Origin of the sequence: Spirillospora sp. NPDC127506, from assembly GCF_040302145.1 — a bacterium.
GTDB lineage: Bacteria > Actinomycetota > Actinomycetes > Streptosporangiales > Streptosporangiaceae > Spirillospora.
Genome location: NZ_JBEORG010000078.1, coordinates 1 through 14116 on the forward strand (window position 1 = coordinate 1; position 14116 = coordinate 14116).

17 protein-coding genes are annotated in these 14116 nt (G+C 74.9%); 5 read left to right on the forward strand and 12 right to left on the reverse strand.

Annotated features, from left to right (window positions below; translation table 11 throughout):
- Positions 1–994: aminotransferase-like domain-containing protein (locus ABTW95_RS35010; RefSeq protein WP_500228565.1), on the forward strand; the 994-nt coding region annotated here is incomplete at its 5' end.
- Between the two features lie 16 nt (positions 995–1010).
- Here the strand turns inward: ABTW95_RS35010 and ABTW95_RS35015 are convergent.
- Genes ABTW95_RS35015 through ABTW95_RS35025 form a run of 3 tightly spaced genes read right to left on the reverse strand, consistent with a single transcriptional unit; the run spans position 1011 to position 2380 of the window.
- Positions 1011–1583, reverse strand: a complete 573-nt coding sequence (locus tag ABTW95_RS35015) for a TIGR03086 family metal-binding protein (protein ID WP_396448775.1) — start codon at positions 1581–1583, stop codon at positions 1011–1013.
- Positions 1570–2052 carry an SRPBCC family protein gene (locus ABTW95_RS35020; protein ID WP_500228566.1) on the reverse strand — a complete coding sequence of 161 codons (483 nt, stop codon included), beginning with the start codon at positions 2050–2052 and terminating at the stop codon, positions 1570–1572. The genes ABTW95_RS35015 and ABTW95_RS35020 overlap by 14 nt, the downstream gene beginning before the upstream one ends.
- Positions 1985–2380, reverse strand: a complete 396-nt coding sequence (locus ABTW95_RS35025) for an ArsR/SmtB family transcription factor (RefSeq protein WP_396448773.1) — start codon at positions 2378–2380, stop codon at positions 1985–1987. Before ABTW95_RS35025 ends, ABTW95_RS35020 begins: the two co-directional genes overlap by 68 nt.
- A 194-nt stretch (positions 2381–2574) precedes the next feature.
- On the opposite strand from ABTW95_RS35025, the gene lexA reads away from it, so the two are divergent.
- On the forward strand, positions 2575–3237 hold the full coding sequence (lexA, locus tag ABTW95_RS35030; protein ID WP_396448772.1) for a transcriptional repressor LexA: 663 nt from the start codon (positions 2575–2577) through the stop codon (positions 3235–3237).
- A 47-nt stretch (positions 3238–3284) separates the two neighbouring features.
- On the opposite strand, the gene ABTW95_RS35035 is transcribed toward lexA, so the two are convergent.
- Positions 3285–4079 (reverse strand): SDR family NAD(P)-dependent oxidoreductase, encoded by a 795-nt coding sequence (locus tag ABTW95_RS35035; protein ID WP_396448771.1) that lies wholly within the window; start codon positions 4077–4079, stop codon positions 3285–3287.
- A 121-nt stretch (positions 4080–4200) separates the two neighbouring features.
- Here ABTW95_RS35035 and ABTW95_RS35040 point away from each other — a divergent pair, with 121 nt between their 5' ends.
- Entirely contained in the window at positions 4201–4614 is a 414-nt protein-coding gene (locus ABTW95_RS35040; RefSeq protein WP_396448770.1) for a VOC family protein, read from the forward strand.
- A 222-nt stretch (positions 4615–4836) separates the two neighbouring features.
- Entirely contained in the window at positions 4837–5208 is a 372-nt protein-coding gene (locus ABTW95_RS35045; protein WP_396448769.1) for a VOC family protein, read from the forward strand.
- A 12-nt stretch (positions 5209–5220) separates the two neighbouring features.
- On the opposite strand, the gene ABTW95_RS35050 is transcribed toward ABTW95_RS35045, so the two are convergent.
- From ABTW95_RS35050 to ABTW95_RS35070, 5 genes are all read right to left on the reverse strand, one after another.
- Positions 5221–7314 (reverse strand): MMPL family transporter, encoded by a 2094-nt coding sequence (locus ABTW95_RS35050; protein ID WP_500228567.1) that lies wholly within the window; start codon positions 7312–7314, stop codon positions 5221–5223.
- A 1-nt stretch (position 7315) separates the two neighbouring features.
- Positions 7316–7528 carry a hypothetical protein gene (locus tag ABTW95_RS35055; protein ID WP_396448767.1) on the reverse strand — a complete coding sequence of 71 codons (213 nt, stop codon included), beginning with the start codon at positions 7526–7528 and terminating at the stop codon, positions 7316–7318.
- A gap of 90 nt (positions 7529–7618) precedes the next feature.
- Complete coding sequence (locus tag ABTW95_RS35060) at positions 7619–8293, reverse strand: response regulator (protein ID WP_396448766.1); 675 nt, start codon at positions 8291–8293, stop codon at positions 7619–7621.
- Positions 8290–9411, reverse strand: a complete 1122-nt coding sequence (locus tag ABTW95_RS35065) for a sensor histidine kinase (protein ID WP_500228568.1) — start codon at positions 9409–9411, stop codon at positions 8290–8292. Before ABTW95_RS35065 ends, ABTW95_RS35060 begins: the two co-directional genes overlap by 4 nt.
- Before the next feature lie 181 nt (positions 9412–9592).
- Positions 9593–10048 carry a MarR family winged helix-turn-helix transcriptional regulator gene (locus ABTW95_RS35070; RefSeq protein WP_396448764.1) on the reverse strand — a complete coding sequence of 152 codons (456 nt, stop codon included), beginning with the start codon at positions 10046–10048 and terminating at the stop codon, positions 9593–9595.
- Between the two features lie 83 nt (positions 10049–10131).
- Here ABTW95_RS35070 and ABTW95_RS35075 point away from each other — a divergent pair, with 83 nt between their 5' ends.
- Positions 10132–11631 (forward strand): MDR family MFS transporter, encoded by a 1500-nt coding sequence (locus tag ABTW95_RS35075; protein ID WP_500228569.1) that lies wholly within the window; start codon positions 10132–10134, stop codon positions 11629–11631.
- Here the strand turns inward: ABTW95_RS35075 and ABTW95_RS35080 are convergent.
- From ABTW95_RS35080 to ABTW95_RS35090, 3 genes are read right to left on the reverse strand one after another with little or no spacing between them, the layout of a single operon-like run.
- Complete coding sequence (locus tag ABTW95_RS35080) at positions 11628–12293, reverse strand: response regulator transcription factor (protein ID WP_500228570.1); 666 nt, start codon at positions 12291–12293, stop codon at positions 11628–11630. The genes ABTW95_RS35075 and ABTW95_RS35080 overlap by 4 nt on opposite strands.
- A gap of 19 nt (positions 12294–12312) precedes the next feature.
- Positions 12313–12738 carry a pyridoxamine 5'-phosphate oxidase family protein gene (locus ABTW95_RS35085; RefSeq protein WP_500228571.1) on the reverse strand — a complete coding sequence of 142 codons (426 nt, stop codon included), beginning with the start codon at positions 12736–12738 and terminating at the stop codon, positions 12313–12315.
- Positions 12722–13921 carry a sensor histidine kinase gene (locus tag ABTW95_RS35090; RefSeq protein WP_396448760.1) on the reverse strand — a complete coding sequence of 400 codons (1200 nt, stop codon included), beginning with the start codon at positions 13919–13921 and terminating at the stop codon, positions 12722–12724. Before ABTW95_RS35090 ends, ABTW95_RS35085 begins: the two co-directional genes overlap by 17 nt.
- Between the last annotated feature and the right edge of the window lie 195 nt (positions 13922–14116).

The following is a 14116-nucleotide window of genomic DNA, read 5'->3' on the forward strand; positions in this document are numbered from 1 at the left end:
CGGCGCCCACGCGCTCGGCGACCCGCGCGGGCGGCCGGAGCTGCGCGCCGCGCTCGCCGGGTACCTCGGGCGGGCCCGCGGCGTGCACGCCGACCCGGCGCGGATCGTGATCACGTCCGGCTACGCGCAGGGGCTCGGGCTGCTGGCGTCCGTGCTGCGCGACGCCGGGGCGACGGCGTTCGCGATGGAGGAGCCGGGCCACTTCTTCCACCGCGCCATCGTCGGGCGAGCCGGGCTCGGCGTCGTCCCGCTCCCGGTGGACGAGCGGGGCGCGCGCCCCGAGGCCCTCGCCGGGCCGCCCGGCGGGGCGGGCGCGGCCGTGCTCACCCCGGCGCACCAGTACCCGTCCGGCGCGACCCTCGCCCCGGACCGCCGCCGCGCCTTCGCCGCCTGGGCCCGCGACTCCGGCGGGACGGTCATCGAGGACGACTACGACGGCGAGTTCCGCTACGACCGGCAGCCGGTCGGCGCCCTGCAGGGCACGGCCCCCGACCTCGTCGTCCACGGCGGCACCGCGTCCAAGACGCTGGCCCCGGCGCTGCGGATCGCGTGGCTGGTGCTGCCCGCGCACCTGGTCGAACCGGTCACCGAGGCCAAACGGCTCGCCGACGCCCACACGCAGTCGCTCGCTCAGCTCGCCCTCGCGGACCTCATCGAGACCCACGCCTACGACAGGCACGTCCGCGCGTCCCGGCTCCGCTACCGGCGCCGGCGCGACCTCCTCGTCGAGACGCTGCGCGCCCGCGCCCCGCACGTCCGCGTGCGGGGCGTCGCGGCCGGCCTGCACGCCCTCGTCCTGCTGCCCTCCGGCGGGCCGGACGAGGACGAGGTCATGCGGCGCGCCGCGTCCCTCGGCCTCGCGCTCATGCCCCTCCGCGAGCACTGGCAGGACCCGTCCGGGCGGCCGCAGGGCTTCGTCATCGGCTACAGCACCCCGCTCGGCGCCGCCTACCGGCCCGCGCTGGACGCCCTGTGCGAAGCCCTGCGCCCCTAGACGGGGCAGACCGGCCTCACCGCGGCCGCCAGAAGGGGTCGCGGCCGATGAAGCCGAGCATCCTGGTCTGGACGTCCGCGTCGCCGGGCACCTCGACCCGCGGGCCGTACTGGCCGGAGGAGCGCAGGACGTCCTCGATCGGCTCCATGCCGCTGAGGAGTTCCGCGCAGAACCCGGGGTCCAGCCGGTCGTCCTGGCCGGTGGCCCTGGCCAGGTCCCAGGTGTGCATGAACACGTCGGCGGTGTAGAACCGGTCGATCGCCTCGTCCAGCGGCACGGAGCCGATGTGCGGGTTGGCGAGCTTCCGCCGCGGCGTCTCCGGATCGTCCAGCACCGCCTGGACGCCGTCGCAGTGGACCTGCCATGCGGCGACCGGGTCCTCGTCCACCGACGGCCCGCGGGGCAGGTCGACGCCGGCGCCCGAGGCCAGGAAGGCGGGGAACCAGTCGGTCAGGTGGCGCACGACGTCGCGGGCGGTCCACCCGTCGACCGGGGACGGCGCGTCCCAGGACGCGGTGCCGCGGACCCGGTCGGTGAACCGCCCGGCGACCTGCCGGTGCCGCTCGGCGGGACGGTCAGACAGCGCCATCGGCGAGCATCCCGTCCAGCTTGGCGTACCCCTCGTTCACGCCGGTCTCCATGCCGCTGCGCAGCCACGCGTCGCGGGCCTGGAAGCTGTCGACCAGCGACTGCGTCCGCAGCCGCGTGCGGCCGTCGCCGAGGTCCTCGAACCACAGCGTCTCCAGCGCGACCGAGTCGGGCTCGCCCTCGAACGTGAACGTCTGCACGATGCGGTCGGGCCGCACCTCGTGGAAGCAGCCGTAGAACGCGTACTCCTCGCCGTCGCGCGACGCCACGTACCGCCAGCTGCCGCCGGTCCGCGCGTCCCAGTGCTCGATGCGGGTGGTCATGCCGTCGGGCCCCACCCACTGGGCGAACAGGTCCGGGTCGGTGTGCGCGCGGAGCAGCTGCTCGGGCTTCGCCGCGAACTCACGCGTCATCCGGATGACCGGCACGTCCGGGTCGGCTTCGATCCTCGTCTCGGGGTTCTTGCTCATCCTCTTCTCCTTCCATCCTCGCCAGGAGGGCGTCGAGGCGGCGATAGCGCTCCTCGACGCGGCGCCGGTGGCGCTCGATCCAGGCGTCCATCAGGTCCAGCGCCTCCGCCTCCAGGCGCACCGCCCGCGGCTGCGGCCCCGGCGGCCGGCTGACGAGCCCGGCGTCCTCCAGCACCCGCAGGTGCTTGTAGACGGCCTGCAGCGACATCTCGTACGGCTCGGCCAGCCGGCTCACCGTCGCGTCGCCCTCGGCGAGCCGCGCGACCATGTCGCGCCGGGTCGGATCCGCGAGGGCGGCGAACACCCGGGACAGCGCGTCCGTGGTCACCCTCCGCCTCACTTTCAACTTGTTGGTTGAAACCAGCGTAGGCAGCCGTCCCCGCACTGTCAACCATCAGGTTGAAAGTCCTGGTGGACGTGCTAGCAGCCATCCAGTGGCTGCTCTCCACGAAGCGAAGGCGCATGCGAACGGCCTGCCCCGTCAAGGCCGTGATCGCGCAGGCGGGCCCTATGCTCTTGCGGGTGACCGCTGACTACGATCTCGACGGGTTCGAGGGCCTGGACCCCTCGCTTCTGCCTCCGCGCCAGCAGCAGATCCTGGCCGCCATCCGGGACTGGGCGGTCAAGTACGGGTACGCGCCGAGCGCCCGGCAGATCGGCGACGCCGTCGGCCTGCGGTCCCCGTCGTCGGTGTCCAGGCACCTGGCCGGCCTGGAGGAGAAGGGGTTCCTGCGGCGCGGCGCCTCGACGGCCCGGCCGATCGACGTGCGGGCGTTCCTCCGCGAGCGCCCCGGAGCGGCGGGCGCCGGCGACTCGGTCGCCGTGCCCGTCGTCGGCGACATCGCCGCGGGCGCTCCCATCTCCGCCGAAGAGCACGTCGACGACGTGCTGTCGCTGCCCGCCGGGCTGACCGGGCGCGGCACCGTCTTCGCCCTGCGCGTCCGCGGCGACTCGATGATCGAGGCCGCGATCTGCGACGGCGACCTCGTGGTGGTCCGGCGGCAGCCCGAGGCGCACTCCGGCCAGATCGTCGCCGCGATGATCGACGGCGAGGCCACCGTCAAGGTGTTCCGCCGCCGCGGCGGCCACGTCCTCCTCGAACCCCGCAACCCGGCCTACGACGTCATCGACGGCGACCGCGCGGTCGTCCTCGGCATCGTCGTGGCCGTGCTCCGCCGCGTCTAGGACCCTGGCGGCGCCCGGAGACCCGGGCGCCGCGACCGCGGCGGGCGTCAGGGCAGGATCGCGTCCACGTAGCCGCCGTCCACTCGCAGGGCGCCGCCGGTCGTCGCGGACGCGTGGTCGGAGCTGAGGTAGACGACCATGTTCGCGATCTCCTCCGGTTCGATGAGCCGCTGGAGGAGGGAGTTGGGCCGGTGCTCGGCCATGAAGCGGCGCTGCGCCTCGTCCCAGGGGAGGTCGCCGCCGACGAGGTCGGCCACGAAGTCCTCGACGCCGCCGGTGTGGGTCGGGCCCGCCATGACCGTGTTGACCGTGACGCCCGTACCGGCGGCGGCCTTGGCGTAGCCGCGGGAGACGGCCAGCAGCGCGGTCTTCGACACGCCGTAGTGCACCATCTCCTCCGGGATCACCACGGCCGAGTCGCTGGCGATGAACTGCACCCGCCCCCAGCCCCGGTCGATCATCCCGGGCAGGTAGGTCCGCGCGAGGCGCACCCCGGACAGGACGTTGACCTCGAAGTACCGCCGCCACTCGGCGTCGTCGATCTCCAGCACCGGGCGCGGGCCGAAGATCCCGAGGTTGTTGACCAGGATGTCGACGTCCGGGACCTCGGCCGCGAGCGCCTCCGCGCCCTCGGCGGTGGCGAGGTCCGCGGCGACGCCCCGCAGGCGGGCGTCCGGCAGTTCCTTCCGGAGCGCCCGCAACGCCTCCTCGACGCCGGTCCCGGACCGGCCGTTGATCACCGTGGTGGCGCCGGCCCGCGCCAGGCCCGCGGCGATCGCGCGGCCGATGCCCTGCGTGGAGCCGCTGACGAAAGCGGTGCGCCCGCTGAGATCGATCTTCATACCGGCAATTGTGCCGCCCGCGCCCGCCTGACCCGGCCGGGGGGGGTGGTGGGGAAGAGGTGACCGGACCGGTCAGGAATCGAGAAGCGCCGGCCGGCGGGCCGTGGCTAGCGTGACCGGCATGGACTTCACCATTCACTCCACCTTCCTGCCGCACGACGACCCGGACGCCTCCCTGGCCTTCTACCGCGACGAACTCGGGTTCGAGGTGCGCAACGACGTGGGGCAGGGCAAGATGCGCTGGATCACCGTCGGCCCGCCCGGGCAGCCCGGCACGTCCATCGTGCTGCACCCGCCGGTCGCCGACCCCGGCGTCACCGACGACGAGCGCCGCATGATCGCCGAGATGATGGCCAAGGGCACCTACGCCATGATCATCCTGGCGACCCCGGACCTCGACGGCGCCTTCGAGCGGCTGCAGGCCGGCGACGTCGAGATCGTCCAGGAGCCGGCCGAGCAGCCCTACGGCGTCCGCGACTGCGCCGTCCGCGACCCCGCGGGCAACATGATCCGCATCAACGAGGTGCGGGGGTAGCCTGCCCGTGCCCGCCCCGGCTCGGGCCGCGCCTCACAGCCGCCGGTCCGGTGGCGGCGGCGTGGCCCGGTGCAGCACCCACTCGGGCGGGTGGACGCCCTCGACGGCCAGTGCCGGATTCAGCAGCTTGAGACCGGAATCGGCCCCGGCGCGATCATGGCGCTAGGTTGGTCGCGTCCGGGGCATCGGGGCCCGTGGGCGCGAACAGCGAGGAGGAGCCGGATGGCGTGCCGGATCACGGAACTGGTGATCGATTGCCGGGACCCGGAGAAGCTCGCGCCGTTCTGGTGCGAGGTGCTCGGGTTCGTGGAACTCGACCGAGACGGGGAGGACATCGAGATCGGGCCCGCGGAAGGGTTCGGCGGGCTCCAGCCGACGCTCATCCTCAGCCGCAGCGACCACCCGACGCCCGGCAAGATGCGGCTCCATTTCGACGTCAACGCCACCGACCGGGACCAGGACGCGGAGCTGGAGCGGCTGCTGGCCCTCGGGGCGCGGCCGGCCGACGTCGGGCAGACGGGGGAGGAGAGCTGGGTCGTCCTGCAGGACCCGGAGGGCAACGAGTTCTGCCTGCTCCGCTCCCGGGTGGGCTGAGCCGGGGCCTGGTCACGGGTGCTCCAGGGCCACTCTCGGCAGGCGCCTGGCCAGGGGGCCGGGCAGCCACCAGGCGCGGCGGCCGAGCAGCTGCATGACGGCCGGGACGATCAGGCAGCGGATCACCACGGCGTCCAGGAGGACGGCCACGGCGAGGCCCAGGCCGAACTGCTGGAGCATGCGGTCGGGGCTCAGGACGAACGCCGCGAACACCACGATCATGATCGCGGCGGCCGCCGTGATCACCTTGCCGGTGGCGGCCAGGCCCTCGCGGACGGCGCGCGAGGCGTCCCGGGCGCGCTCCCATTCCTCGTGGATGCGGGAGACGAGGAACACCTCGTAGTCCATGGAGAGGCCGAACACGATCGCGAAGATCATCACGGGGATGAACGCCTCGATGGGGCCGCTCTGCGCGCCGAACCGGCCGTCCTGGAAGACCAGGGTGATCGCGCCCAGGGCCGCCGAGATCGACAGCAGGTTGAGCAGCGCGGCCTTGACCGGGATGAGCACCGAGCGGAACACCACCATCAGCAGCAGCGCCGACATGCCGACGACGATCGCGACGAAGAGCGGCATGCGGGAGGACACGGCGTCGGAGAAGTCCTGGGCGGCGGCGGTCGGGCCGCCGACCAGATACTCGGCGCCGGTCCGCGCCGAGAGGGACGGGAGCACGTCCTCGCGCAGCCGGTGGACGAGGTCGGCGGTCGCCTCGTCCTGCGGGGCGGTGGCCGGGTACGCCACGACGGCGGAGACCGCTCCGTCCCGCGACGGTATGGGGGGAGTCGCGGCGGCGACGCCCTCCGTCCGCGCCAGCTCCGCGCGGAGCGGGCCGGCGTCGCCCTTCGCGACGACGATCAGCGGGCCGTTGAAGCCGGGCCCGAACCCCTCGGCGAGGAGGTCGTACGCCTGGCGGCCGGTCGTGGACGGGGCGTCGTTGCCCGCGTCGGCGAAGCCGAGGCGCATGTGCAGCGCGGGCGCCGACAGCGCGAGCAGCGCGACGACGGCGGCGAGCAGCGCGGGCACGGGGCGGCGCTGGACGGCCGACGCCAGCCGGTGCCAGCGGGTCTCGCCCGGGCGGGCCTTCGCCGCCCGCCTGCGGACCTGGCGCTGGATCCGGCCGCCGAAGACGCCGAGCAGCGCGGGCAGCAGCGTCAGCGATGCCGCCATGGTGACCAGCACGGTCAGGGCCACCGCGAGCGCCACGCCCTGGAGGGAGCCGAGCCCGAGCGCGATGAGGCCGAGCAGCGCGATGATCACCGTGCAGCCGGCGAAGAAGACGGTGCGCCCGGCGGCGTCCAGGGCGCGCCGGGTGGCGGTGGCCGGGTCGGCGCCGCCGCGCAGCTCCTGCCGGTACCGGTAGAAGATCAGCAGCGCGTAGTCGACGCCGACGCCGAGCCCGATCAGCATCATGATCGGCGGGGTGAAGTCGGCGACGGTGAACACGTGCGAGGCCAGCGCGATCAGCCCGACCGCGCCGCCCACCGCGAACAGGGCGGTGCCGAGGGGGAGCGCGGCGGCGACGAGCGAGCCGAACAGCAGGACGAGGACGACCAGGGCCGCGAGCATGCCCGCGCCCTCGGCCGCGCCGCCCCCGCCTTCCTCGGCGCCGCGCACCGGGTCGCCGCCGAGTTCGATGCGCAGCCCGTCCCCGGCGGCGGCCTGCGCGGTCTCGATGATCGCGGTGACCCGGTCCGCGGGGACGTCCTCGGCGGCGCCGTCGAGCGTGACGGTGGCGTAGCCGATCGTGCCGGACGAGGAGACCGACAGCTCGCCGACGCCGGTGACGCCGGGCAGCCCGCGGACCCGGTCGAGCATCCGCCCGATGTCCGCGCGGTGCCCGTCCAGCCCCCGCGGGTCCGCGGCGACGATCTGGACGGTGGCCCCCGCCTGCCGGGAGCCGTGCTCGGTCATCAGGTCGGCGGCGGCCTGCGACTCGGTGCCGGGCAGCGAGAAGTCGTTGTGGTACGCGCTGCCTGCGGCCTGCGAGCCGACCGTGATCGCCGCGACGACCGCGACCCAGAGGACGAGCGCCGCCCAGCGGCGGCGCTGCGACCAGGCGGCCAGGCGGCCGAACCGGCCGGCGGACGGGATGGTCGGAGTGGTCACGTCAACCTCGGTTCTGGAGCCGGGCGCCGACGGCGGCGCCGAGGACGGCGGTCAGGACGGGTACGGCGATGAAGGCGGCGAGCAGCGCGGGGGTGCCGTCGACGTCGAGCGTCCGGTCGATCACGAAGGTGAAGAACGCACCGACCGTCTCGGTCAGCAGGAAGCCCGCGGCCCCGCCCACGACGAAGCCGATGAATGCGCCGGTGGGATTCATGCCTCCAGCGTCGGGAACCGGGACGCCCGCCGGCATCGGCCCGCGGTCGGCATCCGGGCCGCACCGGAAGTTGCGGTCCCGGCGGCGCGGCTACGACCCGGGTCGCATCCAGCGGGGGTTGACCATGCCCGACTCGTAGGCCAGGACGACCAGCTGGGCGCGGTCGCGCACGTCCAGCTTCGCCATGATGCGGCTCACGTGCGACTTGACGGTGGCGGGGCTCAGCACCAGCCGGGCGGCGATCTCGTCGTTGCTCTGCCCGGCGGCGACGAGCAGCATGACCTCGCGCTCCCGCTCGGTGAGGGCCTTCAGCCGGGGGCCGGGTTCGGGCGCCTCGACGCGCCCGGCGAACTCGCCGATGAGCCGCCGCGTCACCGACGGGGTGATCAGCGCGTCGCCGCGCGCCGCGACCCGCACCGCCTGGATCAGCTCGGCGGGCTCGGTGTCCTTCAGCAGGAAGCCGGTGGCGCCGGCGCGCAGCGCGCCGTACACGTACTCGTCCAGGTCGAACGTGGTGAGGATGACGACGCGGACGCCGTCCAGGCGCGGGTCGGCGGTGATCCGCCGGGCGGCCTCCAGGCCGTCCATCCGGGGCATCCGCACGTCGAGCAGCGCCACGTCGGGGCGCAGCTCGCGGCAGGCGGCCACGGCCTGCTCGCCGTCGGCGGCCTCGCCGGTCACCGCGATGTCGTCCTCGTCGTCGAGGATGGCGCGGAACCCCGCTCTGACCAGGCCCTGGTCGTCGGCCAGCAGCACCTCGATCATCGGCTCGCCGCCTCGTAGGGCAGCCGCGCCCGGACGACGAACCCGCCTTCCGGCCCGGGACCCGCGGTCAGGTCCCCGCCGAGCGCCCGCGCCCGCTGCCGCATGCCGCGCACGCCGCTGCCCGGCGCGCCCCAGCCCTGCCCGGGGCCGTCGTCGGCGACCTCGATGCGCAGCTCGCCCGGCCCGTCCTCGACGCTGACGGTGACCTCCGCGTCGGGCGCGTGCCGCGACACGTTGGTCAGCGACTCCTGCACGATCCGGTAGGCGGCCAGCGCGACCTCGGTCGGCGGATCGGCGGCCCGCGCGACGCGGCCGTGCACGGTGAGCCCCGCCGACCGCGCGGACCCGATCAGCTCGCCGATCCCGACCAGGCCGGGCGCGGGCGCGGTCGGCGCCTCCTCGCCGTCCTGCCGGAGCAGCCCGAGCGTCGCGCGGAGGTCGCGCAGCGCGTCCCGGCTCGACTCCTTGATCGCGGCGAGGGCGGCCTCGCCCCGCGCCGGGTCCCGGTGGAAGCGGTGCAGCGACGTCCCGGCCTGGACGTTGATGAGCGAGAGGTGGTGGCCGACGACGTCGTGCAGCTCGCGGGCGATGCGCAGCCGCTCCTCGCCGGCGGCGCGGCGCTCGGCCTCCCGCAGGTAGGCGAGGCGGCCGTGCCAGACCCGGCCGAGCGCGACCACCGCCACGACCCAGCCGGTCAGCATGAACAGGGCGACGGCGTTGACGTCGTCGTTGCCGAGCAGCGTCCCGCTGCCGGTCGCGATCACGGTCAGCGCGGCGAGGACGACGGCCGCGCTGAGCCTGCCGCACGCCGCGACCATGTACAGCGCGACGATGTGGGCGATCATCAGCCCGCCGTCGTTGACGCTGATGACGTAGTAGGCGCCGGTGGCCGCGAGGACGAAGGAGCCGACGGCCACGGGGAACCGCCGGGAGAAGTACAGCGCCCCGCACGCGAGGACGATCAGGGTCCAGCCGGCCGCCTTCGCCGTCCACGGCTCGGGGGCGGCGCCGATGAACGAGTTGAGGCTGCTGACCGCCACCACCAGCAGCACGCCGCCGGCCAGGGCCGCATCCCGGAACCGGCCGCGCGCCGGCAGGAGACCGCGGTGAGCACCCATGCGGCCAGGGTAGACGGACGGCCCCGCCGCGCCGTCCGCCGCGCGTCCGAGCATCGGGATCCGCGCCTGCAACTCCGGGTGTACGCGCGCGCCCTCCATCCGCGACCACGGGATGACGTGCGCGCGGCGCGGCGAGCGGGTGCGGGAGCGCGTGCGGGCATGGCGAGGCCGCCCGAGGGGGTCAGCCTTCGTAGGTGTGGACGAAGCGGGCCAGGAGGCGGGCGAACTCGGCGCGCTCCTCGTCCGTCCAGTCGCTCATGGCCTTGGCGAAGTGCTCCTGGCGGGTGCGGCGGGTGGCGTCGACGACGCGGCGGCCGGCGTCGGTGAGTTCGAGGGTGATGCGGCGGCCGTCCTCCTGGGAGGCGACGCGGCGGACGTAGCCGGACTTGACGGCCTCGGCGACGATGCGGCTGCCGCGCGAGGCGTCCACGCCGAGCCGGGCGGCGACCAGGCCGACGCTCATCTCCTCGCCGGGGCGGTCGGGGCCCTCGTCGATCACGTCCACCACGTGCAGGACCTGCACGTCGACGGGGAGGTTGTGCTCCCGGATCGCGGCCTTCCCGAGCCGCTGCCGCGACATGCCGCGGCGCAGCCGGACCATGCTCCGCTCGACCGAGTCGAGCGCCTCCTCGCCCATGGCGGCAAGTCTAGTTGCCTTGCGCGACTCATCTGCGTGCGCTTAGCATCTAAATGCGTAAAGCATATGAATGTGAGGTGCACATGGTTGCGACGACCGCGCCGATGGGCCGGCGCGAGCGGATCTGGGTGTTCGGCGGGCTGATGCTCGCCGGGCTGATGTCCTCGCTGGACGCGACGGTGCTGGGCACGGCGCTGCCCGCGATCGTCGGGGACCTCGGCGGGCTGGACCGCATCGCCTGGGTGTCGACGGCGTACGTGCTGGCCACCAGCGTCACCGTCCCGCTGTCGGGGCGCCTCGGCGACCTGTTCGGACGCCGGCCCGTCCTGCTGGCCGGGCTGCTCGGGTTCCTGGCCGGATCGGCGGCGTGCGGGGCCGCCCCGAGCATGACCTGGCTGATCGTGTTCCGGGTGGTGCAGGGCGCCGCCGCCGGCTGCCTCATGAGCTCGATGTTCGCGCTGACCGGCGACCTGTTCGAGCCCCGCGAGCGCGCCAAGTACCAGGGGTACTCGGCGCTGATCTTCGCGGTGTCCAGCATCGCGGGCCCGCTGGTCGGCGGGTTCCTCACCGACCACGCCTCCTGGCGCTGGGTGTTCTACGTCAACATGCCGCTCGGCCTCGCGGCCACCGCCACGACGCTGGTCTTCCTGCGCCTGCCCAGGCCGGAGGGGCGGCCCCGGATCGACTACCTCGGCATCGTCCTGCTCGGCGCGGCCGTCACCTGCTTCACGCTGCTCACCAGCTGGGCCGGGACGCGCTACGCGTGGGACTCGCCGGTCGTGCTGTCGCTGGCCGCGGGCGCGGCGGTGCTGTCCGCCGTGTGGGTTCTCGCCGAGCGGACGGCCGCCGAGCCGGTCGTCCCGCCGCGGCTGTTCCTCGACCGCTCGTTCGGCGTCGCCTGCGCCGTCGCGGCCGTCGGCGGCGCCACCGGGTTCGGGCTCGCGACGTACCTGCCGATGTTCTTCCAGGTCGTCGGGGGAGTGGACGCGACCAGGTCCGGCCTGCTGCTCCTGCCGATGATGACCGCGCTCGTGGCCGCCGCCATGGGCGCGGGACGCCGCATCCACCGGACCGGCCGCTACCACCGGCTCCCGGCGGCGAGCATGGCGATCAGCATGGCGGGCGTCGCGCTGCTCGCGACGATGGACGCCGGCACGGGCCTGGCGGCCGCCGGCTGCTACATGGCCGTCCTCGGGTTCGGGGCCGGGCTGTCGCAGCAGGTCGTCATGCTGATCGCGCAGAACGCCGCGCCGCGGCGGGACCTGGGCGCGGCCAGCTCGGGCGTGTTCGCCGCGAGGATGCTCGGCACCGCCGCCGGTATGGCCGTCTTCGGCTCCATCGTGGCGAACCGGTTCGCCGAGGAGATCGTCCGCCGCCTCCCGGGCGGCGGCGTCCCCGCCTACTCCGACGCGGTCCGCCCCGAGGTCCTCGCCACCCTGCCCGGCCCCGTCCAGGACGCGGTCGCCGCCGCCTTCGCCGAAGCGTTCTCCGGCCTGTTCGTCGCGGCGCTGCCCGTCCTCGCGGCCGGTCTCGCGGCGGCGCTGCTCCTGCGGGACGTCCCCCTGGGGTCCCGGGGACGCTAGTCGTCGAGTGCGGCGTCGTGGACCAGGAGGGCGATCTGCACCCGGTTGTTCAGGTCCAGCTTCGTCAGCAGCCGCGACACGTACGCCTTGACGGTGGCGACGCTCAGCGACAGCTCCCCGCCGATCTCGCTGTTGGTCAGGCCGCGTCCGACCAGGGCGGCCACCGCCCGCTCGCCGTCGCTGAGCCGGGCCAGCAGCTCGCGGGCGCGGTCGCGGCGCGGGTCGCCGCCGCTCGCGGCCAGGTAGGACATCATCTTGCGCAGCACCGCCGGGGACATCATCGGCTCGCCCGCGGCGACCCGCCGGATCGCGCCGACGATCTCCGGCGGCGGGGTGTGCTTCAGCAGGAACCCGCTCGCGCCCGCGCGCATCGCCCGCAGGATGTGGTCGTCGGTGTCGAACGTCGTCAGCACGATGATCTCGGGCGGGTCGCGGCGGGCGCGCAGCAGCTCGGTCGCCGCGAGCCCGTCCACCCTCGGCATGCGGATGTCCATCAGCACGACGTCGGGCCGGTGCCGGTTCACCGCCCCGACGACCTCGGCGCCGTCGGCGACGTCCGCGACCACCTCCAGGTCGCCGGCGTTCGCCAGCATCATCGACAGGCCGGCGCGGACGAGCGCGTCGTCGTCCACGATCAGCACCCGGACGGGGGAGGAGTCCATCCGCTCACCCTACGGCCGCTCAGCGCCGGGACAGGCGGCGCCCGCTGACCTCCAGCGCCGACAGCCGGAACCACTCGCCGCGCTCGTCGCCCGGCCACGGCTCGACCTGCGGGACCGCGGCCCGCTCCGCGGCCGACAGCCGGTGGGCGCCGCCGCGCAGCAGCACGCTCCAGCCCGTGCGCGCGGACTCGTCGAACCGGTCGGCCTGGAACGCCGCCCGGACCTCCCCGCCGGGCACGGACGTCAGCAGGCTGCGGGTCATCCGCCCGGTCGCCGACGTCCGGAAGATCACCGAGTCCCCGTCGACCGCGTAGTTCACCGGGATGACCGTCGGCCCCTCGCCGTCGTCGAACGCGACCCGGCCGACGACGCCGCCGGCGATGAGCCGCATGCACTCGGCGCGGTCGAGCTCTTCCAGGACGGGCCGGTCAGAGGAGTTCGCCATGCACATCACCCTTCCCGGCGGCCCCGTGGGCATGCGCGGTCCCCAGCGGGAGGCGGGCCCGCAGCCGGAACCGGCCGTCGGCGGTGGGACCGTGCTCCAGCGTCCCGCCGAGCAGCGCGACCCGCTCGGCGAGCCCGACCAGCCCCGCGCCGGACCCCGGCAGCGGCGGCGCGGGCGCGCCGGGCGACAGCGCGTTGACGATCTCGATGTCCAGGTCGGACCCGGCGTCCAGCGACACCCGCACCGGGGCGCCCGGCGCGTGCTTGCGCGCGTTGGTCAGCCCCTCCTGGACGATCCGGTAGGCGTGCCGCCCGACGCGGGCCGGGACGCGGCCGGGGGAGGGCACGTTCTCCTCCAGCGTGATCCGCCCGCCGGCCCGCCGCGACTCCCGCACGAGCGCGGACACGTCCGCGAGCGTCGGCTGCGGGCGCTCCGGGTCCGCGCCGGGCGAGTCGTCGCGCAGCACGCCGATCACCTCGCGCAGGTCCTCCATGGCCTCGTAGGCGCACCGCCGGACGACCCCGGCGGCCTCGCGCTGGTCCGCCGGCGCGTCCGGGCGGAACTCCAGCGCCCCCGCGTGCACGGCCAGCAGCGAGATCCGGTGCGCGAGGACGTCGTGCATCTCCCGGGCGATCCGCTCGCGCTCCAGCAGCCGCGCCTCCTCGACCCGCAGCCGCTGCTCGGTCTCCGCGGCGCGGGCCCGCTCCTCCATCGAGGCGATCAGCTGCCGCCGCGACCTGACCAGCATGCCCGCCGTGATCAGCACCGCGTACATCAGCACGAAGACGACGGCGCCCTGCCGGAACTGGTGCAGCGGCGAGGTGATCCAGAACAGCGTGACGATGATCGCCAGGTTCGCGCCGGCGAGCGGCAGGACGACCCGCCAGGGGCGCAGCATCGCCAGCGAGTACACCGCGACCGCGGCGATGCCGAGCGCCGACGTGGCCGTCCACTGCGCGAACATCATCGTCACCGCGACGGCCACCGGGTGCCGCCGCCGGAACAGCAGCAGGAAGGCCAGCCAGACCGAGCCGATCGCGAGGTCCCGCGGCACCACGACCGGCACGTCGGGAGGCGGGTCCTCCTTCGTCCCCATCAGCAGCAGGAGGCCGAGCGCGCCCGCGGCCGCGGTCAGGCCCAGGTCGCCGAGCCATTCGCGCCGCGATCGCCGGAAGAGGTCCACGCGCCCAACGGTAGCCGCGCCGCCCGCGCGGGCCAGTGGCCGCAGGTCGAGAGCCCGCCGACTTTGGTCGGCATGCGGAAGGGCCGCGCGGAGTCCGCGCGGCCCCGCCCGGGGGGGGGATAGCCGGCGGGCCGGGCCGGGGGGGGGCACCACCGCCCCCGGGGGGGGGCGGGCGGGCGCGGGGGGCCGGGCGGC